Below are 25,729 nucleotides of genomic sequence, written 5' to 3' on the forward strand. Positions count from 1 at the left end.
CTGTTGCCAGCACCCGGCCATGATCAAAGCGCCTGGACGATGGCCTGGTGAGCTTCGGTGTGATGAGAAAGTGCCTGATAGGCCGCCGACAGTTCGAGTAAGGGTTCCAGGCGGGTGTGTTGCCCTTCACGCAGCAGCTTCTTGGTCAGCCTCAAGGCATGGCCAGGATTGGCAGCAATGCGTCGGGCCAGATCGAGTGCGCAGGCCATGAGGGCGTCCGGTTCGACAACTTGCGACACCAGGCCATACTCGAACGCCTGCTGCGCCGAGATGGTCTCGCCGGTAAACGACAACTCATATGCTCGGGAAAGGTTGTTCAGTGCTCTGGGGAGCAGCCAGGCGCCACCGTCACCGGGAACGATGCCAAGGCGGACGAAGCTTTCGGCAAAGCGGGCCTGCTGCGAAGCGATTCGGATATCGCACATCAGGGCCAGATCGCAACCGGCACCGATCGCGGCGCCGTTCACCGCCGCGATGGTCGGCACCTCCAGGTGAAAGACCGCCAGAGGAATCTGTTGGATGCCATGCCGATAACCGTCGCGCAGCTCGTAAGGACTGCCAGCAAAAAGCCCCGTTCGCGCCTTCATGTCCTTGACGTTGCCGCCGGCGCAGAACGATTTGCCGGCGCCGGTGAGAATGACCACTGAAACACGAGGGTCACGATTGATCCGCCCACACACGTCAGCGATAGCATCGAACTGCATCTGATGGCTCAACGCGTTGTGCTGCTCTGGCGCGGACAGGGTCAAGGTGACGATACCCTCGTCGAAGCTGTACTCGATAAAGTCGCTCATATCAGGCAGCCTCTTCCTTGAGTTTTGCACTGACGCGCTCCACCAAGTCTTTTTTGGACACCTTGCCGAAGGTCGACAACGGGAATCTGTCTACCAGCTCAAGGCGTTCAGGGAGCTTGAAACGGGCAATTTCCTGGGTCTGCAGATAGCTGACCAGTTCCTCAAGGCTGAGCTTCGCTGCCGGTTTTAGGATAACAAAGGCGCACATTTTCTCGCCCAGCACCGGGTCAGGCATGGCCACGCAGGCAACATTGGTCACTGCAGGGTGCGCTAGCACCAGGTTTTCGATCTCCTCGGCAGAGATCTTCTCGCCCCCTCGGTTGATCAGATCCTTCTTGCGGCCCTCGACCACATAGTTGCCGGAGGGCAATTCACGCATCATGTCGCCGGATCGGTAGAACCCATCCGGAGTGAAGGCCCGTGCGTTATGCTCGGGGGCATTGAAATAGCCGCGCAGGGTATAAGGGCCGCGACAGCAAAGCTCTCCAGGTACTCCCAACGGCACGGGTTGGTCGTCCTCCCCCAGCAACATGATCTCATCGTCTTCGCACACCGGTCGGCCCACCGATTCACGACGCACCTCCAGCGGGTCATCAAGTCGGACGAACATCAGCAGTCCTTCGGCCATGCCGAAGTTCTCCTGCACTGTGCAATTGCGCAGCACATGCTCGGTCAGCGCGCGCGTTTCTGGTTGCAGTCGCTGGCCACCGGACTGGATCACCCGCACGCTGGCCAGGTCGAATTCATTTACCTGTGGGTCGTTCATCCACATGATCAATAGCGCTGGCACGACATGGATGTGCGTCACGTTGAATCGCTCGATCAGTGCGAACACTTCGCCGGCGCGTGTACTGCCATGCAACACGACCTTGGCGCCGCAGAGCATGAAGCCCTGCAGACCCGGGCAGGCCAGCGGCAGGTTGTGGGCGATAGGCAATACGTCGAGCAGTACGGAGTTCTCGGTGATGCCGGTGTAGCGCGAAGCCAATCGCGAGTTGCAGGCGTAGTCATTGTGCGAACGAGGGATCATCTTCGGGATACCTGTTGTGCCTCCCGAAAGAAGGAACAGCGCAGGGCTGCAAGGGTCAATCGCCGCCTGAATGGCATCGATTTCAGCGGCATCACGCTCAGGTACACGCGCCAGCAGCTCACTCAGCGAGACAAATCCTGGGGCAACGTCACCGAGCACGAACTTACTGCGGATGCTGCCAGTGTCGGCTTGGACGCGATTAACGATGTCGATGAAGTCGCAGTCCTTGGAGCGATCAGCAGTAATGGTTGCAGTGGCACCGGACAGCTCGACGAACTGGCGCAGCTCACGATAACGATGTGTGTGTAACGCGAGAATGGGCCGCACGCCAATCTTCTGCAGCGCGAGGTACACGAAAACAAACTCCAGCACGTTCCCTAGTTGAAGCACCACGATGTCGCCTGGTACCAGGCCGACATCCAAGAGATTCAGGCCCAGGCGCGTAGCGATCCGGTCCAGCTCGGCGTAACTGACTTCCCGACTTGCATCACATACAGCAATACGGTCGGCATACTGACGGCACACTTCGCTGAACAGGTTGGCCAGGGTCTGGTCTTGCCAGTAACCCTTTGCGCGGTAGTGTGCAGCGAAGCTTTCTGGAAACGGCACGAATCCCATCATGGAGAAATCCTCGATGTTGTCGTTATTGTTTGAAGGATCACGCGAGGCCGGCGCGTATCGACGGCCTTGAAGGCAGAGGTCAGGTGGTCTTGGCGAAGCCGCCATCGATGACGATGGTTTCACCTGTCACGAAGTGCATGTGCTCGATCAGCGTCAGCACCACTTCGGCGACGTCAGGCATGGTTACGCAGCGTTGCAACGGGGTGGCACGGGCACGGCGGGTCATCAGCTTGTCGTAGTTGTCACCAAGCATCCATTCCATCCACGCCCCTTCCATCCAGCCTGGCGCGATCGCATTGACCCGCACCTTCGGCCCCATGGCATTGGCGAGGGTCTGAGTCATGCTGATTACCGCCGCTTTTGAAGCAGAGTACGGCAGCGGTTGAGCACCGGGGCGCATGCCAACAATCGAGGCGGTATTGACCATGCAAGGGCGTGGCGCCTCGAACAACAGGGCTTTGGTGTGCTTGGCAATGAGGAACAGCCCACGCACGTTCACAGCGAACACGCGATCCCAATCTTCAACATCGATCAGGTCGAAATTCTTAGGCGGCGTGTCGATCGATACGCCGGCATTGCTGCACACCACATCCAGGTGGCTATAGCGTTCACGGATTGCCGCCACCATAGCCTTGACACTGGCTTCGTCCGACACATCGCACTGCAGGAGCATGGTCTGCGCCCCAGCTGCTTCGCAGGCCTCGACTGTGGCCTTGGCCGAGGCTTCGCTGCGGCTGTAATTGATGATCACGTCGTAGCCGGCGTTGGCCAGCGCCACGGCAACCGTCGCCCCTATGCCAGAGGCGGAGCCGGTGACCAGTGCGACTTTGTGAGCTGTTGACATGTTCTACCTCGTTTTTGTTTTTAAAAGAACATGTTCATTTTTAGACGTGATCAGAATGTTTGTCAACATGGGGGCCATCACTTAAGATGAGACCTACAAAGCGCAAAAAAAAACAGAACAATCAAAGGTCTGATATGAACGAGAAACCGCCTGCGCCGTTAGGTTTGCGTGAACGCAACAAGCTCGACAAGTTTTTGCGGATCCGTGCCGCCTCAAAAAAACTCTTCACCGAAAATGGTTTTGAACCCACGACGACGCGGCAAATTGCTCAGGAAGCAGACGTGGGCCTCTCAACCCTGTTCCTCTATGCAACCGACAAGCGCGACCTGCTGTTTCTGGTGTTCAACGACGACCTGGACGACCTGACTACCCGCGCTTTCGCTGATTGCCGGGCCGAGGCCCCACTTCTGGACAACCTGCGCCAGGCCCTACGGCATTTCTTCCTGTTTTACGGGCAGGACAAAGTGCTCGCCCGCGACCTGACTCGCGAGATCACGTTCTATACGACGGGGATGCAGAGCGAACGCTTCCAGGCGACCCGAGCACGTACCATCGGCTCAATCGCTACCCTCCTCGCTTACGCACGCGTCCAAGGAGAGGTGCGCTGCCAGGAGGACGATGCCATGATCGCAAAGACCATGTTCTACCTGCTGGCAGCGGAGATCCGGATGTGGTTGGCGAGTGACTCTGAATCACCTGAAGACGGCGTCAATGAGTTGATGATGCGCCTGAACCTGATAATGCATGGTCTGCAGGCGGGTTAACCTCAGGCGCCTTCCCCTGTGCAATCAGGTTTGGATAGCGCCCGACCCCCAGCATCAGCACGCATGCCAGCACCATGCACCCGGCGAAAAACAGCAGCACGCTGTCGTAGCTGCCCTGGAAGGTCTGGCCCACCCCCATGAGCAGTGGGCCAAAGGCCGTACCCAAACAGAACAGCCCGAACAGGTAGCCATAGATTTCACCAAATGCTCGCAAGCCGAAGTAACGTGCAATCAGGTAGGCGATCAGATCCACTTCAGCACCGACACCAAGTCCGATCAGCGCCGCACAGAACATCGCTGTGGCACCGGTGGCGCCGCTGTAGAGCAGCAGGATTCCAATCACTGGACCTGTAAAGAAGAAGATCGTCACGAACGGCGCGAAGAGATAGTCAAGCAGGTAGCCTGCCCCCACTCGCCCTACTATCAACGCGATGCCGATGATCGAGGCAATTCTCGCCGCTTCAGCAACCGGGACACCCCGGTCGGTAAGTAATGGCACAAAATGCACCGAACAGCCGTTGATGGCCAGGGCTGCCAGGAAGAACGCGCTGCCTATCAACCAGAACGACCGGCTCCGTATGGCCTGCCCAACGCTCATCCCGACTTTGTCTGGCGCGTGTGACAGACCGTCTGCAGTAGGTTGGTTATCGGGAAAAAGTCCGAGATCTGCCGGCTTGTTCGTGAGTCGCATCGCCACGATGGACGCGCCAAGTACAATTACCAGGCCCATTACCACATACGCCCAACGCCAACCCAAGGATGCTACGGCATGCTGCGCAAGCATGGGCATCAGGGCTGCACCAACACCGATTCCTGCCATGCTCAAACCCAACGCCAATCCACGACGGCGTACAAACCAACAACTCACTGCCATTGCGTAAGCCGTAGGGGTGCCGCCGGTCGACAGTAACCCGATTACGCAAAACGCCAGGTAGAACAACACGAGGTTGGCAGGTAGCAGCCCTAACGCCATGACCCCCACACCAAAAAGGAGAAGCGCCGGGATTGCCACTTGCCGCGCCCCTTTGCGATCAATGAGTCGACCTATCCAGGGCGTGCATAGCGCCGCAGACAGGATTGCAACGGTCAGTCCGAGCGAGACCTGAGAACGGCTCCAGCCAAACTCGGCAGTCAGCGGCTTCATGAAGATGCCGAATGTGAATACCAGGACAGGGCCCTGGCTGACGATCATTCCAACGATCGAAGCCAACACGACCCACCAGCCGTAAAACATGCGCGACGTATTCATTGCCTGTTACCTGTGATTATTTTTATTCAGGTACCGGTACCCGTTGTGAGGGTACCGTATCGGGTGAAAGCCGGTGCAGCAGTTCAACATCCTCGCCAGTGAGGCCGCCGTTTTTCAGCGAAGGCTCGGGGCCCTTCAAGGCTGTCCGCGCTGAGCTTGCGACGTTCTTCAGCCTCGTAGCGTTGGCTGACCGCCTGGGCAAGTGGCAAGTCCAGGCCTTGCATGGCACAGGCCTTGGTGGCGCGCACCGCTAGCGGTGCGCAGGCTAGGATATCTGCCACCCACTGCTCCACGGCCTCATCAAGCAGGTTTGCAGGCACTACTTCATTGATCAGCCCCAACTCGTAGCCGCGCTGTGCAGTCATCGTTCGCCCGGTCAGCAGATAGCCCATTGCAGCCTTCAGACCGATCTGCCGAGGCAGACGATGTACGCCGCCCGCAGTCGCTATCAGGCCGCGACGGGGTTCTGGCAGACTCAATTGCGCATGCTCGGCGGCAACGATGATGTCGCACGCCAAGGCAAGCTCCAGCCCTCCTCCGTGAGCGGAGCCGTTGAGACGCGCAATCAGCGGCTTGGTGAAGTTGAAACGGTCAGTCAGGCGCGTGGTGCGCTGCCATAATGCGGCCTCGGCATCCAGCTCTTCCTGTAATGCCGTGCTGGTTGCAGCAAGTTGCTTAAGATCGCGACCGGCGCTGAACGTATGCTCGCCCTCACCTGTTAAAACCCCGAGCCAGAGCTCTGGGTCGGCTTCGAGCTCATCGCAAGCCAGGCTCAACTGATGGTAAGCCAGCGGATCGAGCGCGTTACGTACCTCGGGGCGGTTGATTCGTATGTGGAGTACACGCCCGCGCCGCTCGGTCAGCACATGCTTCTGCTCGCCGCCCACGTCAGAGCCCCAGTACACGTTCGGCGTTTTTGTGGAAGAACAGTTCGAGGACTTCTTCGGAATAGCCCAACTCGTTCCACTCTTTGAACAGCCGCTCATGAGGGATGCTGGGGTAGTCACTGCCGAACATCACCTTGTGCTTGAGGCGACCTCGGATATCACGCTTCAATGCTTCTGGCAGGTATTTGGGTGCCCAGCCGGACATCTCCCAGAACACATTGCCCTTGTGCAGCGCGCAGACGGTGGTCTCATCAATCCATGGATAACCAGGGTGGGCCATGATGATTGTCAGATCAGGAAAATCTGCCGCTAGGTTATCGATAGAAGAAGGATGTGCATGGCGCGTCTTGGCTCCCATGCCACCAGGCATGCCGGCCCCCATGCCAGTCATGCCAACATCGATCATCACAGGGACTTTGAGCGCATTGATCTCCTCCCACAGAGGGTAGTAACGCTGATCGTCGACGCTGAAGTGCTGCATGATGGGATGGAAGTGGAAGCCGAGCATGTCCAAGTCTCGGATCGCATGTTTCGCTTCTTCGATCGCAACCTGCCCCAGAGCCGGCTCGACAGCGCCCCACGCCTGGATGATGCAGTCATGACGGTCGCGCATCCCAGCGACATAGTCGTTGTCACATGGCACGGTGTTGATCGTGGTGCGAAGATCCAGTGCTACCAACACCGCCTCGATGCCAGCGCTTTGAAACTCGCGCACCACTTCTTCTTCTGTCTTGGCCTTCCACTCCCGATGCCAATACTTGGCCAAAGCCTCTACATAGGGACCCTGACAGTCGATCCAACGCTGAGTGTTCGGGTAGCAGTGCAAGTCAATGCGTCGCATATGATCATAGCCTTTTTTGTTGTTGATCATTTATGAACGTGTTCTTTATAGGGCCGTTTGTGATTGCTGTCAAACGCTCGGAACGATCTGCGTAAAGTGCGGAGGTTTCGATGATTGGGATGGCAAGCAGTAGCGAGCCAGCGATGAACGGCCGCCAGAACCGCGCGCGGCTCGAATGCAGTCTCACCTGACCGCTGAGTCGAAGGTGGCGGCCAGTGTCCGGACGCCTTCTCACTCACCCTTGCGCAGTGACGAGACGATGACGTGCTGATGAGTCCAAATGGCTTTAGCCAAACGGAATTCCCTGACAGGTTGGGCATGTCGCGAATCGCCCATTTGCTATCGGAGTCATCTTATTCAAGCCCTGCACTTGCTGAACAGCGGCGTCGTAGCCCGGTGGATGAGGACCGCGATGCCAAAACCTCAACCCTGACCGATGGCTTCAAAGCGACCGTCACGGCGACCCCCTTGGAAAATTCTCGCACCCGACGTCAAGCGGAAAGCGGCATCTCAAATAGTCAGGCGTGGCGGCTGTGGCCCTATAATTTAGTCGGAATTGGCTATAAATCTTAGTACCACCGGGTGCTATATTCACCAAAAACAAGCAGGCACAGCGCGGGCCCTCGGAAGCACCAGTCAGCTTCTGAGGCTGATCGCTGCAAGGCCCCTTACTGAGCGATGAGGCGAGACCATGTCCTTTACACCCGAAAAACTGAAGTACCTGCAAGAGCGCTTCGGTGGTGCTAACGAGCAATTGATCTACGACGAGCATTTTCAATCTGTTGCCAATACGGTGATCGATTCTTCAGGAACCCGGGACGCCCCTTACGCTGGTATCCCCACCCTCCTTGACGCACCAGCCGAGCGTATCGCGTGGGGGGCACCAGATTTCGGCGACCTTCAAGTCGCCCTCATCGGCGTACCTATGGATCTCGGCATCACTAACCGCAATGGCACTCGCTTCGGCCCACGCGCGTTGCGAACCATCGAGCGGATTGGTCCTTACAACCACGTTTTGAAAGCTGTACCCACGCGCGATTTGAAAGTCGCCGACATAGGCGATGTGCCGTTTCGCAGCCGATTCCATTTGGAGCAATGCCATCAGGATATCGAGGAAACCTACAAAAAAATCACTGCGGCTGGCGTGATCCCCCTCTCCGCTGGCGGCGACCACTCCATGACCCTGCCAATCCTTAAGGCCGTTGCCAAAGACGGCCCAATCGCACTCATTCACATCGATGCTCATTGCGATACAAGCGGCCCGTTTGACGGCAGTCGCTTCCATCATGGAGGCCCCTTCCGTCAGGCTGTTTTGGAAGGCCTGGTTGACCCGACCAAGACCATCCAAATTGGTATACGTGGTTCCGCAGAGTACCTCTGGGAGTTCTCTTACGAGTCCGGCATGACGGTGGTGCATGCTGAAGAAGTCACAGGCTTGGGTGTACCTGCCATCGTTCAAAGAGCACTGGAGCTGGTGGGTGATACTCCAGTGTACGTATCTTTCGACATTGACAGCATCGATCCAGCGTTCGCCCCTGGCACCGGCACACCCGAAGTCGGCGGGCTGACCGTTCGCGAAGCACAGGAGCTGCTGCGAGGATTAGCCGGCATCAACATTGTTGGCGGTGACGTGGTCGAAGTGTCCCCAGCGTATGATGCCACCACGAATACTGCACATGTGGGAGCACAAATCCTGTTTGAGATTTTAAGCCTGATTTCCGTGAGATTGAACGGGCATTTTGCCAATAAGTAAGCAAAAGGGCTGTCACCCCGCGAAGAAGCCAGGCGGGCCTTGAGTCCAGACCCTCGGCTTCTCCGTAACAGCCACCACCACGACAAGAATTCTAAGACGAAACGCGCTTGACTCAAATTTGAACTGCCTACGCTTTATCATTTATAAAAACCCCACACCCAAGAAGGGAAAGAAAATGGTAAAAATCAACAGTGCACTCTGTGTCAGCCTTGTGCTGCTAGCAGTTCAGTCTGCAGAAGCAAGGGATCTTACCGTGGTCTCCTTTGGAGGCGCGTTGAAAGACGCGCAGGCAGCAGCGTTTGTTAAGCCATACATGGAGAGCTTCAACACAAATGTGATCCTCACAGAGTACAATGGCGAGCTTTCGAAAGTTAAGGCAATGGTGGATACACGCTCTGTAAATTGGGACGTTGTAGAAGTTGAAGACACCGATGCAGTCATGGCGTGCGACTTAGGACTATTTGAAGAGCTCGACTACTCGAAAATCGGAAACGAAGCGAATTTCATCGAAGGTGCGGCTTTGCCTTGCGCAGTCGGGACGCATGCGTGGTCGACCGTTTTGGCATACAACAGTAGCAAAATAAAAGAAGCGCCCAAGAGCTGGGCTGACTTTTGGGATCTCAAGAAATTTCCTGGGAAACGCAGCCTCAGAAAAACCGCTCGGGGATCCTTGGAATTTGCATTGATGGCCGATGGCGTGCCCGTGAATGAGGTGTACAACGTTTTAAATACACCTGAGGGAGTTGATCGGGCATTCAAGAAACTTGACCAGATAAAGCCTAACCTCCAGTGGTGGGAATCCGGGGCACAGCCACCTCAATACCTGGTGTCAGGTGATGTTGTCATGAGCTCCGCCTACAGTGGTCGGATCGCCGCAGCGAAAGCTTCGGGCGCCACGTTGGATAACACGTGGAATCAAAACTTGTTGCAGATGGATCTCTGGATGATTCCAAAAGGCAGCGATAACGTCGACGCGGCATACAAATTCATCAAGTTCGCTTCCGACCCCAACAATCAGGTTGCTTTTTCCAACCTTATTACCTATGGGCCCACCACACATGGAGCATTGGAGCGCCTATCCCCTCAAAAACTAGCAGAGCTTCCCTCCTCAGCCGCAAACGTCAAGCATGCGTTGAAAATCGATGTTGCGTTCTGGACTGATCATGGTGAATCCCTGGAGCAACGCTTCATCAGCTGGGCTGCCAAATGACACCCTCACACAACTGAAACAAAGGGCGCGTTCACAGACCCCGTGAGAACACGCTCATAAGCCCCACACCAGACGCCCCGGGTTTCTCGGGGCGTTCTTTCATCTGCTCCAAAAGGGTCTTCAGCCCAAACGGCTTATCATTTTCCTGACATCACCGACACTGATCGCCCTGGTGAGCCTAGCTGCGCCAGACGCTGCCGTTCGACGATGACACGTCGTTATGTTTCTGAAAGATGAACTCTTGCGTCGACACCTGGACCAGGCTGGTCAGTGCGGCAGTGGGCGTGAATATAGGCCATGGTGAAAAATGCTCCGTATCTTTCGATGCGGAGCATTTCTCAAGGGCCGGGCATTTCGCTAAGTAGTCCCGCCTGTCCAAGCGACCTTGGTAATTTTATTGAAAACACACTGGTATGCCAGTCGTTATCGCTTCCGGGTTCCCACGCGTAGATCTTGAAAGGTGGCTAGCCAACAGACACGGTAGCGGTAAGGAGATGTTGCGATAGCGCCTGAATGCAGTTGCAGCAACCGCGGGTGTGCTTAAGCTGTGGTAATGTCAGGTGAGATCACGCAGGACACTTTCCAGGGTCTCAATGAAAATGTCAGCATGCTCGCGGGTAAACACGAGGAGGGGCCTGATCTTGAGAATGTTTTCAAACGGGCCTGCTGAGCTAATCAGCACTCCGCGCTCACGCATTCCATTCACAATCGCTCGGGTAGCAGACTGGTTAGGCGCCTTGTCTACCCGGTCGCTGACAAGCTCTACACCGAGAAACAAACCCGCCCCACGAACGTCACCGATGATAGCGTAGCGCTGCGCAAGCTCTTGAATGCCCGCCTTTAGGTAGCCTCCCACTTCGTTGCAGTTTTCCAGCAGGCCTTCGGAATGAATGAAATCCAGCACGGCGTTACCCGCAGCGCAGGCCACTGGATTTCCGCCAAAGGTGTTGAAGTAACGCGCAGTACGTCCGAACTCGTCAATGACGCTCGAGCGCATTACCGCCGCAGCTACCGGATATCCATTTCCCATTGGCTTGCCCATTGTGACGATGTCAGGCTTAAGCCCGTGGCGTTGGTAACCCCACATGTGCGTCCCGGTGCGGCCAAATCCAGATTGAACCTCGTCCGCGATATAGAGCAGCCCCTCGCGCTGAGCTAGCTCAACGGCTTCACGCATGAACCCTGGTGGATCAACCATCACCCCATCACTGGCAAAGACCGCGTCCATGAGCAACGCGGCGGGCTTGATCCCGGCCTGCCGCATCTCATCAATGGCCTGCCGCACATCCTCGGCAAACAGCCGTGCTACATTCTCGGCCCCCAAGCGGTAAGCGTCGGGCGCGCGAACGGTGCGTACATAGTCGCCGAGAGGCACACCTGCTCCGAGTGAAGGAGAGAGCTTGGCTATCTGATCGGTTACGCCATGGTAAGCAAGCTTCGTCACGATAACGCCCTCCCCGCCTGTGTACTGGCGAGCGATCCGAATGGCAAGATCGTTTGCTTCACTTCCGGTGCAGGTGAACATGACATGGTCAAGTTGATCGTGCGTCGGAAACGTGGCCAGGAGCTTTTCAGCAAAATTCAGGATGCCTGAATTCAGGTAACGGGTGTGGGTGTTTAGAACTTGAGACTGCTCATGGATTGCTTTTACGACACTAGGATTGCAGTGGCCGACAGACGCGACATTGTTATAGGCATCCAGGTAACGATTGCCAGCAGCGTCATAGAGCCATACACCCTCACCCCTGACCAAATGAATAGGCCGCTCATAAAACAACCGGTATGCCGGGCCGAGAGCAGCGTCGCGGCGGGCAATCAGCTTGCGTTCCTCTTCACACAGTCGCTCAGCATCATTCGAAGTAAATCCGTTATTCATTGTCATTCTTACAACTCCTTGGAGCAAATACGCGCAATGTGATCTTGGGCTTGAGCACGGGATATTTTAGAAAACCCACGCAGCCCCTGCCATGCCACAGGGGCGTTGCGCATAATGTAAGTTCGATTCTCAGGGTATAGGGAGGCTCGCCAATTGGTAATCGCCACCGTAAGCACAAGCCTGGCAGCAATCAAATCGTACAGAATTTCCTGCTCAATGCGCTCCAAAGGAAGCACCGAGTTGTAGGCTGCTATAAAAGGAAGCGCCTGCGATAGGGCGTTCGATTCGCTCCCGAGATGGTACGCAGAAGCGACAGCGAGATCATTCACAAGCGGTGCATGCACCATGTCCCCGAAATCGAGGATATTTCTGACGTGGTCATGATGGTTCGTGTCGACGATCACATTGTGAAAATTGAGGTCATTATGTATCACCTGCGCTCTGAGGCCTGGCAGGCTTGGGTACGCATTTTTCTCAAAGTTTTCAAGAAAGCGGACAGCAAGGGCCCGATCCTCGGGATCCTCTATGGCATCGATCAGCGCGGCTGCTCGCAAAGAGTGTTTGATGTCCCAAAGTAATTCGTGTCCTGCTGCAGGATGGAAGAATCCCCGCAGCGCGATACCCAAGCGAGCCAAGCTCACGCCTAATGCTGAGCGAATCGCCAGCGTCGGCTGCCTCACCTTGGCTAGAGGAATGCCTTCCACGAAGGAGAACAACCGAAGAAAGGTTGTGTCACCATTGACACTTACCGCGATCTGATACCCACCTTCCAGGTTTGGGAAAACCCGCTGAACCTCAAGGGTAGGGTCGGTGCGCTCGATATGCAGCATCGCTTTGTTCTGAAAATCCACCACGTGAGGATCTTCTGCGGGGTTAGAGATTTTTAGTAGGAACTGACGGCCATCGCTACAGGCAAAATGAAAATTAAGGTCGCGCTCCCCGGTCAGGAGCTTCGCTCTACCATTCAATCCAAAAAACTGGCTTGCCAAAGCTTCAGCTTGGCTATCGGTAGCCTGGGCCGGAGCTGCTGCGAGGACCTGATCTGGCATGGGTTTTGTTTGTATCGTCACTGATCGTCACTCTTGGCTAGATCGGGAACAATGGCTGCCGGGTAGCAGCCGCCTGTACATGACGATAGGTGAAAGATGGCTATAGCTGGTATAGCCAAAATTGTAAAATTGATAGAGCCACTCGATGTCTGTCTCGCGTTCCTGCGGGGGGCACGGTTAAGAGCGCATCATGCTTTTTTCGACCGCGATCGTTAATCGCTCTACACCTGCGTGAATATCCGGTAATGGCACGCTTCCGAAGCCTAGCACCACGCATCGGTTTTCCAGGGAAGGCATACTGTTTACGAAGCATGGTAACCCTAGGCTGAGACCCTGCTTACGCGACTCATACAAAACTGACTGGTAATCTACTCCGTTGGCGAATCTTGCAAATAGATGCAGCCCCGCTCGGGCTTCCGAAAGGGTCACCAGATCGCCCATACGGCGTTTTACTTCCCCCCGAAGCGTTTCCTGCCGAGCTGCGTATTCAGTGCGCATTTTGCGGATGTGCTGATGAAAGTGTCCGCCATGGATGAAATCCGCAACGGCAGCCTGGATGTGCAGAGAACCTGAGCGATAAAGCTTGGTACTCGCGTTTGCAAACGCATCCGCTAGATGCGGTGGAACAACCATATAGCCCAAACGGATCCCGGCGAACATCGCCTTGCTGAACGTGCCAATGTAGATCACCCGCCCGTCCGTATCGAGCCCTTGCAATGACGGCAAGGGAGCCCCGTCATAACGAAATTCGCTGTCATAATCATCTTCTAAAATCCAGAGTTTCCCGGCCCGCGCGCTCTGCAGAAGCTCCAGTCTCCGGCTCAGAGGCATTACGACCCCGGTTGGATAATGGTGGGACGGGCTTACTACCACAAGCTTCGTATTGACGGGTAAGAAGCTCGACTCAACGGATAGGCCTTGCATGTCGACATCACCCGCAACGACTTGCATTCCCGAGGCAGTGAGAACTGTTGGAAAAGCCCAGTGGCAGGGGTTTTCTACCAGCGCCGCGTCACCCACGTCCGCTAACAGCCGCGCGCAGAGGTCGACTGACTGATGTGTACCGGAAGTAATAATGACTTGACCAGGGTCGCAGGTGACTGAGCGTGAAATCTTCAAGTAGCTTGCCACGGCTTCCCGCAAACCGAGTAGCCCGCCGTTATTGGTGTAGCCCGCCAGCTTGAGGTCACCTTTGCCAAGGTGACGAGAAACCAAGCGCCTCCAGATGTGAAAGGGGAAAGCTTCCGCATCAGCCACTCCCGGGACAAATGCACCGGAGGAGACGCCCGCGCCCCCCGGTAAACTTTCCAGAAGAGCTCCTCGATGAGACAGCTGCATCGAACATCGGGTATGGACGGCGTCGGCTGCAGCACCCAGCGGTTGGCTCAACGTTTCGGCCACGAACGTTCCGTTCCCAGTGCTTGTGATGAGGTAGTCCTCTGACAGCAGACGATCGTACGCAAGCGAGATCGTGATTCGCGAAATCCCCAACTCAGCAGCCAGGGCCCGCGAAGATGGCAGCTTCTGGCCCGACACCAAGGTGTGATCAAGGACAGCGCGACGGATGACCTCGTAGATCTGTCGCTGCAGGGTCACAGCCGAATCTTTGCTCAGGCTTCGGGAAAGTAGATCGGTCAGCAGGACTGAGTGCATGGAGTGGCCATAGGAAAAATTCAAATATGGATATACAGCCTATGTCCATCGATGGCTACCTTCAAGTCGTTCGAAACGAGGGCTCGGGCAACGAGCTTGACGAATCAGACGCACACAACCTACCAAATGAGGAGTAGGCATAGATGGATGCCAAACACAAAAACAAGAAACAGCCTGTGCGGGCGGCTGCAGCCGCATTCTTTGGTACCACCATCGAAAACATTGAATCACTGCGGCAGGTAAAATCCATCGCTATATTTATCGCTGACTGGTGTGGGTTGGAACCCGTTGCGAATGCGCCAGACATGGACTGGAACACGATGCATCGGGTGCTCAGCATGCGAGTATGATTTGACGCGCATGGCGTGAGGGGCGTGTGGCGCACGCGCCTCAAACAACTGCAATATCGCTGAGTGATTGGACGTATTCCCCAGCCTCCTCAAGAGGGCGCCAGCGCCGACGACTTAGCCCTGTTTGACGAATATCACAGGTGTGTCCGTATCGGCGGGTGCCTGCAGCGATATTGGGTTAACGGTTAACTGCCTAGCGCTTCGCGCCCGAGCTAAAGTGTTTCAGGTTTAGCTTGGCAATGCCGCCACAATCGAAATTTCGACCAAGACATCCGGAGAAAACATCTGCGCTTCAACGGTTGCGCGAGCAGGCGCCCTGCCCTCCGGTATCCATTGCTCCCAGGCCTCATTCATGGCATTGAAGTCGCTTTGGATATTTTTTAAATAAATCGTTGCCGATAGCAGGTGATCTTTTGTAGTACCCGCAACTTCAAGGAGCTGATCAATATTGCTGAGTGTTTCTTGCGTCTGTCGAAACACACCACCGGTCAGATCGTTCGCAATCTCTCCAGACAGCATGACAGTTCCATTGTGAATGACCGCCGCGCTCATGCGGGCGTCGGTTTTGAGACGTTGAATGGGCATTGCAAACCTCCAGATATCAGTCAGTGGACGCGCCTGACCTCGCCGTTGCGATCAGTGGACGCGAATCGACGAGATCGGGCTTGCACGATTCTCCACGAACAGATACATTTTGTCTACGGTAGACATTTTGATCGCTCACCCTAGCGTAGGGCGAGCTCCGTCGCTGGTAGGCAGTGTTCTCGCAAGCAGGACGGGAGCACTACACGTCTCACGTGGTACCCGGAGAAAAACAATAATGGTGACGTCCACCAAACCCCCAAGAAAGGCACGTGAATTTCGCAAGGATATTGAGCAACGGCACCTGGTCATGTTGGCCATTGGCGGTACAATCGGAACAGGCCTGTTCCTGGCGTCAGGATTTACGGTGAACCAGGCCGGCCCCTTAGCTGCGGTAATCGCTTACGCTTTAGGCGCGCTCATGACCTACTGTGTCATGTCGTGCCTGGGAGAGCTTGCTGTCCAGATGCCGGTAACCGGCTCCTTCAGCCATTACGCCACTCATCTGATTGGCCCCGCCACCGGCTATACGGTGGCTTGGATTTACTGGCTCAGCTGGGCCGTCACTATCGGCTCTGAACTGCTTGGCGTGGGTGTGCTTTTAGAGCGCTGGTTCCCAGGCGTCCCCGTATGGACATGGGCTGCGCTGTTCGGCACGCTGATCACAGTCAACAACTTATTATCTGTACGTGTTTTTGCAGAAATCGAATTTTGGCTCTCTCTGGTCAAGGTTTTGACTGTTGTTGTCTTTATCGTGCTTGGTGGCCTGGCAGTGTTCGGCGTCATAGGCCAGGTTGATCCAGAAACAACCGGCTTCAAGAACTTCACGAGGGAAGGGCTTTTCCCGACAGGCGTGAGCGCAATAGCACTGGCTTTATTAGCGGTCGTATTTGCATTTGGTGGGACAGAGTTGATCGGCGTAGCAGCAGGCGAAACGCGGGATCCAGAAAAGGCTATTCCACAAGCCCTCAGAGCGACCGTATTGAGACTTGTGGTTTTCTTTGTGGGGACGATTATCGTCATTGCGCTATTACTACCGCGAGAGGATGCGGGTCTAAGCGAAAGCCCGTTCGTGGTTGTGTTTAGTCGTATCGGTATTCCGTACGCCGCCGACATCATAAACTTGGTCATCATTACAGCCTTGCTGTCTGCAGCGAATTCAGGCTTGTACGCTGCCGCTCGAATGCTTTGGTCGCTTGGAGATCAAGGCCAACTGCCACGCGCTTTCGCAAAACTTACGAAAAAAGGTACACCCCTCAACGCGATATTGTTCACTATGATTGGAGGGGTCGCAGCACTTTTAAGCAGCGTCTGGGCGCCTGAAACAATTTACCTTGCGCTAGTCTCTGTCGCAGGCTTTGCAGTCGTAGCGGTTTGGCTAAGTATTGGCTGCTGCCAGGTTATTTTCCGAAAGAAATTTATCAAAGAAGGTGGGGATATCCGTACACTTTCCTACCAGGTACGCTGGTATCCTTTGGCACCGATCATTACCATATCCGGTTGCCTCGCTGCAATTATCGCCATCGCCTTCGATCCTGAACAGCGAATCGCCATTTACTTCAGCCTTCCATTCATAGCCATTTGCTATGTAGCTTATTACCTTGGCAACACGATCAAAAATCTACAGATGAAAACCAAGCGATCAAAAGAACCGCTTGGCCTCAGCGAAACGAACTGACAAACCCCCACCTCTATTCAGACAACCACGAAAAGAGAAACAAAAATGAAGATTAAAAATTTTGGCGTCGAAATCTGGATGAACGAGTACGAAAACCAGTGCACCTACAACCTGGCAGAGACCTGTGTTGAGTCCATAACGATTGAACAGCTTCTGGATTTCGCAGATAAAAAAGACACCATCCTTTCGGAAATTCTGCCGATGAAAATGACGTACGGCGCAATCGAAGGATCGGAGCGTCTTCGTACCGTCGTCGCTTCGCTGTATCAAAAGCAGAAACCCAGCAATATCATGACCACCCACGGTGCGATTGGAGCGAATGCACTGGTTTACGAGACGCTTGTTGAGCCTGGCGATCACGTTATCTCTGTTTCCCCCACCTACCAGCAGCATTATTCGATTCCTGAAAGTTACGGTGCCGAGGTTGACATTCTGCGGCTGCGTGAGGAGAACTTGTTCCTCCCAGACCTGAATGAGCTCCGCGACCTCGTTCGCCCTAATACCCGAGTGATTGCGATCAACAATCCCAACAATCCGACGGGCTCCCTGATGGATCAGGCCTTCTTGGAGAAAGTGGTTGAAATCGCCCGCTCTGTTAATGCCTGGCTCTTGTGCGATGAGGTCTACCGGGGCACCGATCAGGTAGGTGATGGCTACACCGTCTCTGTTGCGGACTTGTATGAAAAAGGCATCAGCACCGCTAGCATGTCGAAGACCTACTCTCTCGCCGGTCTTCGCCTTGGCTGGATTGCCGGCCCCGAGGCGTTGCTGAGAGCAGTTTCCATTCACCGCGACTACAACACCATCAGTGTGGGGATGCTGGACGATCATTTTGCCTGCATCGCTCTTGAAAACCGTCACAAGATTTTAGAGCGCAACCACGCCATTACCAGAGGCAATCTAGAGATTTTGGATGCTTGGGTTGAACAAGAGCCGAAAGTGTCCTATATCAAACCCAAATCCGGCACTACGGCCCTGCTTAAAATCGACACGGAAATGTCATCGCGCGATTTTTGCCTGAAGCTTCTTGAATCCAAAGGGGTTATCTTCACTCCCGGCAGCGCCCTCGATGTCGAGGGTTATGTACGCATTGGGTATACCAATAACACTGAAGCGCTTAAAACCGGTTTACAGAAAGTTTCCGAATTCCTCCGCGAGGTCTGACCCCGCACTGAAACAATGTCCAGGCTTAGGCCTGGACAGCTTGAAACACTCCTCGCCGCTCTGCCTTAAGTTGCCAAAGCCCGCTCACCAGAAAATCGGCTAAATAACCGTGTGACAACTGAACGTGGTGCTAACCTCCCCTCACTCCGCCTGTGTTTCAACCCCATCGATTATATGCCAATCACTCAGTGGAATTGATAGCAGCCCTGTTCTACGCAGGGTGAGCGGGGGTAGTGACCCGCACCATAGTAAATGCTATCATCGCACCGACCCTGCGCAGATCCACCACCCTATAGCTCATATTTTGTGAAGCGAAGTCAGAAAAATATGCCAACGCCAGCCAATTACGAAGCGATTGCAGACGCGATTGCCACACTATTCTTCCCTCATGCCGAAATTATTTTGCACGAGCTGAAGACCCAGCAAGTGACCTATATCGCTAACAACTTCTCTCAACGCGAACTGGGCGACGATTCAGCGCTTGATGAACTGCCGGGAGCCTTCGAAAGCGCTACTACAATAGGCCCATATGAGAAGCTAAACTGGAACGGTCAAAATACGCGCTCAATATCGGTAGTGCTACGAGACTCCGCCGACAAGCCAGCTTATATCATGTGCATCAACTTGAACTTGTCCGTATTTGAGCAGGCCAGGGACGCCCTCAACAACTTATTCAAAGCATCCAGGATTATCCCACAACCAGAAGCGTTATTCCGGGACGACTGGCAGGAAAAAATAAATACGTTCCTTCAAGGTTGGATGCGCGATCGAAACTTGTCATTCGCAACGCTCAAAATGCGCGACAAGCGCCAACTCATCAATGCGCTGTATAACGAGAGAGCTTTTGACGGAAAAAGCGCTGCTGATTACATATCGAAAGTGCTTGGTCTTGGTAGAGCCACGGTTTATAAATGGCTTAAACAACTTAAATCCAACACCTCCCCTGACGCACGCCCGGAAATACAGTGAAGCCCACACCTTATTCCTGTGCAATATTATAAATAATACGAAACACAGTGTCTTTCTGCTCAGGCGTTAAATGCATGAACAACTGGAGAAGCTTCTCCTCCGATTGCCCTATATTAACTAGCTGCCTGAATGACCTGACGCCAGTCATCACATAGGCTATGTCAACACCTTCACTTAGCGCCTTGCGCAGATAGCAACCCCCAGGATCACGAGAGCCAGTCTCATACATCGTTTGAGTGCGGCGCGACACGTCCAGCTTATCTGAAAAAGATTGCTGACTATATCCCAAGCGCTTACGCTCCTCCTTCAAACGAATGCCCAGCGCATTACATGAAGACATACCAGCCCCATACATGCAGTCACCTATAAAACATGAGAGCCCACGACTAATCTGTCGTAGCCTGACACGGAGCTGCATAGTAGCTCATCCACGACTTTAGGTTCAAACACTTCGTTACCGTACGAGCCTCACGCTTGGCCCCAAGCACCTCGAGTTGGCGCCCCGGCCCGCTGGAGATGCGAAGCAAACCCGTTTACGCTCCCTGTAATTTCATGCCTCTTTAATTTGTTCTATCGCCGATATTTCATGCTGCGAGGCAAGACGTAATCGAGGTATATGGCTTATTACTTAAAGCGACAATGAAGTGATCGCACGGTCGACCGCATCGATCGCACCCGCGAGGTAGCCGGGAAATATCGGCGACCACTCACTGGCTACGCCAGTTAAGTAATCGACCCACTTGCCCGAGGTCGGAGCACTAGGCGGTGCTGCAGTATGCTGACCTACGCTCAGGCAGTCAGCCTGGACCGCAGTATGCCGTTCCATTGACCAGTCCTTGATGTCATGAGCCAGAGGATGCGCGGCCTGTGCACCGAACATTCGCGTGAACTGCTCGAGACAAAGGTTGCGAAGCGCCGCTTGATCAAGCGTCTGTCTTAAAGTGGCCGGAATGCCTATGAAGCCAAACAGCGCAGCCCGACCCTCTGCCGTCGATGCATCATGAATCTCTACCATCGGGCCAAGGCTGCTGCGCCCTGCTCCGGACAGTCCCTGGTCTCGCCAGAATGCGCGTTCATACACCGCGCAGTATTTGGCGTGAGGAGCCATCCATGTAGCGGTTTCTGCCCAGCCATGCGACAAAGCGCTCGGCAACGCGGGAGAGAAGTCGATCGTTGCTTGCGCCAGACGGGGCGGCAGCGCAAGCAGCGCATGGGCCACTCTCCAAGTAGCAAGGCCAAGACTATCGTGTCGACTTTCGACCTCAACGCCACCCTCCACGCGCCTGATACAAGAAACGGTCTGGCCAGTATGAAGACGCTCGGTATCAATCCCATTTCGCAAGGCGTCAGCCAACGCCCACATACCGCCTACAATTCGCATGGCCGATGGAGAATTGGTGAAGCTAGCCATCCTTAGGGGCGGAGAATGGTGTGAGCGTTCGATAAGCATGTCACCTTTTTCGTGCTGCGCAAATTGCTCCAGTCCCAACTCGGCAACGAGGCGAGCCAGCTGGGGTTGAAAGCTTGGCCAAAACCATGACGGGCCCAAGTCGTAATAGTCGGAAGGTTCATTGGCGTCATGCGTTGAACCGCGCATTTGTGCTGAAGACAGGGTGACAATCCGTCCACCCGGTGTCGACCGGGCTTCAAGCAGGACATAATCGATACCCAACTGTTGGAGCCTGAAAGCCGCATAGAGACCGCTCAGCCCGGCACCTATGATTGCTATTCGTGCTGATCCGGTCATGACGTTTGCTCGATTGGAATACACAGATGGCCTGTTTTGATGAACAGGGTCGCCCCTTCAGCTCCGCTTACCAGCGCCGGATCGAACCCAGGTGGTAAACGCATCCAGCTTCCCTGGTCCAGGGTCTGCCCTTGAGCCTCTACCTGGCCTTCGATGACAAGCAACTCAGCGCCCCCGGAACATCCCTGGAATACAAGCTCCCCAGGTGGCAGTCGTTGGAGGCTGACATGTTCGTGGGCACTGGCGAAGAGCAGGCAAATATCTCGCCCCGCCGAGCGGACCCAAAAGGCGGGGTCTCTGGTATCGATACGCGTCGCCACCCTTTCCTCTGGCTGCATTTGCCACAGCTTAACGAAGATCACTGCCCCTTCTAGGCTGGAGGGCTGATGGGATGATCCCGGAGGGTTGCGCAGGTAATATCCAGCAGGATAGTGCTTGTCATTTTCAGAAAAGACGCCTGACAGAACAAAGACCTCCTCCCCGCCAGGATGGAAATGCTCAGGAAAATCAGATCGCGGTGCATAGCGCACGATACTTGTCGCCCGCGCCTTTTCGCCGCCGACTCGATCGAGCATCACACGCTCCACGCCTGGCTGCGGTGAGGTTACCCAATGGTAATCATCAGCCATTACCGTGGCAGGTCGGGAAAAGTCAGCGTTAACAAGCATGGGCGATATCCGAAAGGGTGGCATCAGGCCGAGGGCGCAGGCCGCCTGGGCTGGAGTGCTTCAGGCCAGGTCATACAGTTGGCGCCCTACACGACTGCATTGGAATCGATTATTCGCACCAGACTGTGCCGCGACAAACGATATTTAATGTTTGCACGGAGTAGAAAAACTTTACCGCACTGAAGGCCCCGCCGCTCCACATGTCCTAGGCGCCGCCCTATCGAGAAGTTGCGTCAGTCGCGCTGATGGTGCGGCCGGCAGTTCAGGCGCGACAGTTCTCGGCCTCGGCCATCAACCATTCACGGAAAAGCCGCACGTTGGTCAGTTCACCGTGGTCTGTCTTGTAGACGATGTAGTAAGCCTGCTGCAAAGGCCATTCACCAGCACCTGCCAACAGCGGGCGAATCAGGCGTCCGGCGTTCAGGTCATCCTGCACCATGACGCTGCGTGCCAGCGCAAGGCCCTGACGCTCGACGGCAGCCTGCAGCACGGCAGCCGAGTTGTTGATTCGCAAGCCATGGTCTGCGTCCACCTCGGGGTAGCCCGCGCGATCAAGCCAGCTTCTCCAGCCCGGGAATGCGGCATCATTGGGCATGGACAGGTCGTGAATGAGCGTACATTTGTGCAGCGTACCAGGCTCCAACTGGCCGTTGCGCAGCAGCGGGTAGTCCGGCGCACAAACCGGAAACAACGACTCTTCCATGAGCCGTTCAGACGTCAAGCCTGTCCATTGACCACTGCCGTAGCGAACACCGATGTCCACCCGCTCGACCGTGAAATCCAGTGAACGAGCGTCGGTGTCCAACTGCACATCGAGCGTTGGATAAGCGCTTTGAAACCGTTCAAGCCGAGGTACCAGCCATTTGGAGGCGAAAGCCGGGCTGACCGTGACCGTCAAGCCACTATGTGCACTCCCCTCCCTCAAGCGCGCTACACCGATCGCCAGCCGATCGAATGCCGCCCGGATATCGGGCAGTGCAAGCTGCGCATTGGGTGTCAGTTCGAGTTGGCCGGTGCCGCGGCCTGCCCGGATGAATAATGAGGTGCCCAACCATGCCTCGAGGTTTCTGACCTGCTGGCCCACCGCTGCTGGGGTGACGTTCAACTCGGCCGCAGCAGCTGTGAAGGTTCCATGTCGGGCAGAAGCTTCGAATGCTCGCAACGCATTCAGGTAGGCCGGAGTTGCCATGTCAGTAATCCATTTTCCTCAATCGATAAGCCAAGCCGCTGGCGTTCAGCTCAACGGCCAGGAATTCATGGAGCGTCAATGCCCGCTCATGCCGAGTACGACAAAGCCTGTGAGCGCAATGGCTGCAGCCGTCAGGCAGTACGGAAGCTGAGTCTTGATGTGATCCATCATGTCATTGCCGGTGGCGGTGGCGGTGACAATCCCGGTATCGCTGATAGGCGACGAAGTGTCACCGAAGATGGCGCCCGAAATCGCAGCGCCAATCACCAGGTAAGGGTCCGCCCCCGACGACACGGCGAGCTGGATACCGATCGGTATCATGATCGAGAACGTACCCCAGGACGTCCCCGTGGACAGAGAAATCACCGCCGCAACGACGAACACGAAGGCCGCCACGAGCCCCACCGGCATGAGCATGCTGAAGTGGGATGAGAGGAACTGCCCGATCTTGAGCTGGCTGGACAGGTCACCGATCAGGAATGCCAGCGTCAGTACAACGACCAGCGGCACCATCGCCTGATAACCTTCGACCAGATGATTGATGTACTCCCCAATGCGCATGACCCGCCGAACCCACACGTAGTGGATGCACCCCACCACCTGTCCGAAGATGACCGCCCACAGAATCGCCGTCGAAGCCGAACCATTGCCGATGACGCCCTTGCCGGTTATCACGAGCCCAACCGGAACGAACAGGAACAGCGCCAGCAACGGTACCAGCAGGTTCGAAACGCCACCCTTTTGCGAGACCTGCTGCTCGCTCACCACTGCCAGAGGTGTGGCCCCTGGTCGTAGCTCGATCCCTTCGGCGGCGCGTTGCTTGGCACGGCGCATCGCGGGGAAGGCAAACGGTGTGAAAATGCTTAACAGGACGAGGGCGATACTCGCCCAGGCGAACAGGTTATAAGCAATCGAATGCGCCAGGATGTTGAACGGGTTGCCAGCAATGCTGCCATTATCCACCTGTACGGCGACGATGCCGAGCATCATGGCACCCCAGCCATTGAACATGACCGAAGACCAGGCACTGATGCCCGCGTTCTTGATCACATAGGCCACTTGCTCGCGGGCGAGGCGGTGCTTGCGGGCGAGCTCGGCGGTCGCGGCGCCCGAAGTGAGCATGGCCAGGTAGCTGTCGATGAAGATCAGCATGGCCAGCAATCCTGCCAGCAATTGCGTGCTGACGGGGCCGCGCACGATCCTCAGGCGCTCGGAGATCAGATTAACCAACCCTTGCATGCCACCGGTGATCCTGGCCAGGTGAATCACGCCGCTGATCATCACGGTAAAAATCAGCGTCCTGACTACACCGTCAGATTTGAAAACATCGATGGCGCCCTGTACCGAGCTTTCCAGCCCTTGGCCAATATGGAAATTCGACAGCACCAGAAAGCCGGCAAAACAACCCAGCATCAGTGACAGGATTACCTGACGCGTAAAAATGGCCAGGCAAATGGTTACCGCTGGGGAGAGAAGCCCCCATACGCCTACTTCATGCATCGCAAAGACCTCACATTTTGTTCTTATTTGCAAAGGAACTGCGCAAGCGCTACGTCAAGCGTCCGCCTGCCTGAGCGACCCGATATAACCCAGCAAGCCCAACAGCGGACCGGGTATGAGGATCCACAAGGCATCGATACCCACCCGTTCGAACAGCCAGCTTGTGCAGGCGATCGACACAACGGTGATGGCAAAGCCGATGCTGTTCTGAATGGCCAGTGCGCTGCCAACAGCATCCTGTGGGCACGCTTTAGCGGCGAGTGCCGAAAATTGAGGGGAATCCGCCACTACGCTGGCGCCCCATAGCGCAAGCAACAACAGCAACAACCACGGCTGCATCTGTGCCTGTATTAGCACGAAAAAAAGCCCGCAGAGGCCCGAAGTGCCAAGTGCCGTCAATGCGACCCGGTCACTGCCGATTCGCTGAGAGAGCACACCTCCGATCAGCGAGCCCAACGCGCCCACGGCCATGATGAAGAACGAAAGACCCGCTACACCCAGGGTGGGATAAGCCTGAGCCAGCCCGGAACGATCGACAATCAAAGGCACAACGGTCCAGAACGCGTACAGCTCCCACATGTGGCCGAAGTAGCCGAGGGTCGCCGCACGAAACCGGCTGATTCTGAACGCTCCCAGGATGGCGCCAGCACGCTTATGGGGGCCATTACCGGCGCGCCGCCCGCTGCGCGCGTGCGGCCCATCACCCAGCAGGCCGATGAGCACCGCACCTGTCAGCGCCAGTACCGACGACGCGGTAATAATGGCCTGCCACGACCAGTCGGCCCCCACCAGGCGCAAGGCATGCGGCAATGCCGTACCCAGCGTCAGCATGGCTACCAGCTGAGCCAGCGCAAGCCCGGTACGCTCCGGTGCCCAGCCAACGATCAGCTTCATCCCCATGGGGTAGATGCCGGCCAAGGTCACCCCTACACAGAAGCGCAAGACAGCACCTGTGGCAAGACCGTCCGCCGCAAAGGCGAATGCCAGGTTGAACAGCGCCCCTGCGATAGCACAGCAGAAGAACAGCGAACTGGCACGAAAGCGGTCAGCCGCGCCGCTCAGGGACAGACTCAAGGTGCCGACAATGAAGCCGAGTTGTACGGCGTTGGTCAGCCAACCGATATCGGCAGCAGACGCCTGCCAAGCCGTCATCAACGAGTCAGCGGCGCCATTGGCGCTGAACCACAGCGAAGTGCCGAACAATTGCGCGATGGCAATGACGCCCACCGGACTCAACCACTTCAACAACAGCCCGCGCAGCCCGTGCGGGGCGGCGGTGACGGTAATGCTCATTGCGCAAATCCCGTTTTG

General features: G+C 55.8%; 23 protein-coding genes. 7 read left to right on the top strand and 16 right to left on the bottom strand.

Annotated features, from left to right (window positions below; genetic code table 11):
• Positions 1 to 23: 23 nt before the first annotated feature.
• The 3 genes from ACI2KG_RS05125 to ACI2KG_RS05135 all read right to left on the bottom strand — a co-directional run bounded on the left by ACI2KG_RS05125 (position 24) and on the right by ACI2KG_RS05135 (position 3,289).
• Positions 24 to 794 (bottom strand): crotonase/enoyl-CoA hydratase family protein, encoded by a 771-nt coding sequence (locus ACI2KG_RS05125; RefSeq protein ID WP_404661058.1) that lies wholly within the window; start codon positions 792 to 794, stop codon positions 24 to 26.
• A gap of 1 nt (position 795) precedes the next feature.
• Positions 796 to 2,445, bottom strand: a complete 1,650-nt coding sequence (locus ACI2KG_RS05130) for a (2,3-dihydroxybenzoyl)adenylate synthase (RefSeq protein WP_404661059.1) — start codon at positions 2,443 to 2,445, stop codon at positions 796 to 798.
• A 79-nt stretch (positions 2,446 to 2,524) separates the two neighbouring features.
• Positions 2,525 to 3,289 (bottom strand): SDR family NAD(P)-dependent oxidoreductase, encoded by a 765-nt coding sequence (locus ACI2KG_RS05135; RefSeq protein WP_404661060.1) that lies wholly within the window; start codon positions 3,287 to 3,289, stop codon positions 2,525 to 2,527.
• A gap of 134 nt (positions 3,290 to 3,423) precedes the next feature.
• Here ACI2KG_RS05135 and ACI2KG_RS05140 point away from each other — a divergent pair, with 134 nt between their 5' ends.
• Entirely contained in the window at positions 3,424 to 4,053 is a 630-nt protein-coding gene (locus ACI2KG_RS05140; protein WP_404661061.1) for a TetR/AcrR family transcriptional regulator, read from the top strand.
• On the opposite strand, the gene ACI2KG_RS05145 is transcribed toward ACI2KG_RS05140, so the two are convergent.
• The 3 genes from ACI2KG_RS05145 to ACI2KG_RS05155 all read right to left on the bottom strand — a co-directional run bounded on the left by ACI2KG_RS05145 (position 3,998) and on the right by ACI2KG_RS05155 (position 7,060).
• The gene (locus ACI2KG_RS05145) at positions 3,998 to 5,302 is read right to left on the bottom strand and encodes an MFS transporter (RefSeq protein ID WP_404661062.1); all 1,305 of its coding nucleotides are present in this window, start codon (positions 5,300 to 5,302) and stop codon (positions 3,998 to 4,000) included. The two genes, ACI2KG_RS05140 and ACI2KG_RS05145, sit on opposite strands and share 56 nt — an antisense overlap.
• An 83-nt stretch (positions 5,303 to 5,385) precedes the next feature.
• On the bottom strand, positions 5,386 to 6,189 hold the full coding sequence (locus tag ACI2KG_RS05150; protein ID WP_404661063.1) for an enoyl-CoA hydratase-related protein: 804 nt from the start codon (positions 6,187 to 6,189) through the stop codon (positions 5,386 to 5,388).
• Between the two features lies 1 nt (position 6,190).
• Positions 6,191 to 7,060 carry an amidohydrolase family protein gene (locus ACI2KG_RS05155; RefSeq protein ID WP_404661064.1) on the bottom strand — a complete coding sequence of 290 codons (870 nt, stop codon included), beginning with the start codon at positions 7,058 to 7,060 and terminating at the stop codon, positions 6,191 to 6,193.
• Between the two features lie 661 nt (positions 7,061 to 7,721).
• Here ACI2KG_RS05155 and speB point away from each other — a divergent pair.
• A complete protein-coding gene (speB, locus tag ACI2KG_RS05160) occupies positions 7,722 to 8,783 on the top strand; it encodes an agmatinase (protein WP_404661065.1) in 1,062 nt (353 codons plus the stop codon).
• Positions 8,784 to 8,958: 175 nt separating this feature from the next.
• Positions 8,959 to 9,993, top strand: a complete 1,035-nt coding sequence (locus ACI2KG_RS05165) for an ABC transporter substrate-binding protein (RefSeq protein WP_404661066.1) — start codon at positions 8,959 to 8,961, stop codon at positions 9,991 to 9,993.
• A gap of 556 nt (positions 9,994 to 10,549) precedes the next feature.
• On the opposite strand, the gene ACI2KG_RS05170 is transcribed toward ACI2KG_RS05165, so the two are convergent.
• The 3 genes from ACI2KG_RS05170 to ACI2KG_RS05180 all read right to left on the bottom strand — a co-directional run bounded on the left by ACI2KG_RS05170 (position 10,550) and on the right by ACI2KG_RS05180 (position 14,571).
• The gene (locus ACI2KG_RS05170; protein WP_404661067.1) at positions 10,550 to 11,875 is read right to left on the bottom strand and encodes an aspartate aminotransferase family protein; all 1,326 of its coding nucleotides are present in this window, start codon (positions 11,873 to 11,875) and stop codon (positions 10,550 to 10,552) included.
• A gap of 2 nt (positions 11,876 to 11,877) precedes the next feature.
• On the bottom strand, positions 11,878 to 12,918 hold the full coding sequence (locus tag ACI2KG_RS05175; protein WP_404661068.1) for a phosphotransferase: 1,041 nt from the start codon (positions 12,916 to 12,918) through the stop codon (positions 11,878 to 11,880).
• A gap of 177 nt (positions 12,919 to 13,095) precedes the next feature.
• Complete coding sequence (locus ACI2KG_RS05180; protein ID WP_404661069.1) at positions 13,096 to 14,571, bottom strand: PLP-dependent aminotransferase family protein; 1,476 nt, start codon at positions 14,569 to 14,571, stop codon at positions 13,096 to 13,098.
• 143 nt (positions 14,572 to 14,714) lie between these two features.
• Here ACI2KG_RS05180 and ACI2KG_RS05185 point away from each other — a divergent pair, with 143 nt between their 5' ends.
• Complete coding sequence (locus ACI2KG_RS05185) at positions 14,715 to 14,921, top strand: hypothetical protein (protein ID WP_404661070.1); 207 nt, start codon at positions 14,715 to 14,717, stop codon at positions 14,919 to 14,921.
• 228 nt (positions 14,922 to 15,149) lie between these two features.
• On the opposite strand, the gene ACI2KG_RS05190 is transcribed toward ACI2KG_RS05185, so the two are convergent.
• Positions 15,150 to 15,506, bottom strand: coding sequence for a RidA family protein (locus tag ACI2KG_RS05190; RefSeq protein WP_404661071.1), 357 nt, complete (start codon positions 15,504 to 15,506; stop codon positions 15,150 to 15,152).
• A gap of 235 nt (positions 15,507 to 15,741) precedes the next feature.
• Between ACI2KG_RS05190 and ACI2KG_RS05195 the strand changes: the two genes are divergently transcribed.
• The 3 genes from ACI2KG_RS05195 (at position 15,742) to ACI2KG_RS05205 (ending at position 19,314) form a co-directional block, all read left to right on the top strand.
• On the top strand, positions 15,742 to 17,181 hold the full coding sequence (locus ACI2KG_RS05195; RefSeq protein WP_404661072.1) for an amino acid permease: 1,440 nt from the start codon (positions 15,742 to 15,744) through the stop codon (positions 17,179 to 17,181).
• A 45-nt stretch (positions 17,182 to 17,226) separates the two neighbouring features.
• Positions 17,227 to 18,345, top strand: coding sequence for an aminotransferase (locus ACI2KG_RS05200; RefSeq protein WP_404661073.1), 1,119 nt, complete (start codon positions 17,227 to 17,229; stop codon positions 18,343 to 18,345).
• A gap of 327 nt (positions 18,346 to 18,672) precedes the next feature.
• Positions 18,673 to 19,314 carry a transcriptional regulator gene (locus tag ACI2KG_RS05205; protein WP_404661074.1) on the top strand — a complete coding sequence of 214 codons (642 nt, stop codon included), beginning with the start codon at positions 18,673 to 18,675 and terminating at the stop codon, positions 19,312 to 19,314.
• Between the two features lie 10 nt (positions 19,315 to 19,324).
• Here the strand turns inward: ACI2KG_RS05205 and ACI2KG_RS05210 are convergent, their stop codons facing one another.
• The 6 genes from ACI2KG_RS05210 to ACI2KG_RS05235 form a co-directional block, all read right to left on the bottom strand.
• Positions 19,325 to 19,669 carry a helix-turn-helix domain-containing protein gene (locus ACI2KG_RS05210; RefSeq protein WP_404661075.1) on the bottom strand — a complete coding sequence of 115 codons (345 nt, stop codon included), beginning with the start codon at positions 19,667 to 19,669 and terminating at the stop codon, positions 19,325 to 19,327.
• A 273-nt stretch (positions 19,670 to 19,942) separates the two neighbouring features.
• Positions 19,943 to 21,061, bottom strand: coding sequence for a flavin monoamine oxidase family protein (locus tag ACI2KG_RS05215; RefSeq protein ID WP_404661076.1), 1,119 nt, complete (start codon positions 21,059 to 21,061; stop codon positions 19,943 to 19,945).
• On the bottom strand, positions 21,058 to 21,753 hold the full coding sequence (locus ACI2KG_RS05220) for a cupin domain-containing protein (RefSeq protein ID WP_404661077.1): 696 nt from the start codon (positions 21,751 to 21,753) through the stop codon (positions 21,058 to 21,060). Before ACI2KG_RS05220 ends, ACI2KG_RS05215 begins: the two co-directional genes overlap by 4 nt.
• A 238-nt stretch (positions 21,754 to 21,991) precedes the next feature.
• Positions 21,992 to 22,918, bottom strand: a complete 927-nt coding sequence (gene gcvA / locus ACI2KG_RS05225) for a transcriptional regulator GcvA (RefSeq protein WP_404661078.1) — start codon at positions 22,916 to 22,918, stop codon at positions 21,992 to 21,994.
• 75 nt (positions 22,919 to 22,993) lie between these two features.
• Positions 22,994 to 24,418: a Na+/H+ antiporter NhaC family protein gene (locus ACI2KG_RS05230; RefSeq protein WP_404661079.1), complete on the bottom strand. Its 1,425-nt coding sequence runs from the start codon at positions 24,416 to 24,418 to the stop codon at positions 22,994 to 22,996.
• Positions 24,419 to 24,472: 54 nt separating this feature from the next.
• Positions 24,473 to 25,711, bottom strand: a complete 1,239-nt coding sequence (locus ACI2KG_RS05235) for an MFS transporter (protein ID WP_404661080.1) — start codon at positions 25,709 to 25,711, stop codon at positions 24,473 to 24,475.
• Positions 25,712 to 25,729: the final 18 nt, after the last annotated feature.

This window comes from Pseudomonas sp. NPDC089407 (assembly GCF_044900445.1).
Lineage (GTDB): Bacteria > Pseudomonadota > Gammaproteobacteria > Pseudomonadales > Pseudomonadaceae > Aquipseudomonas.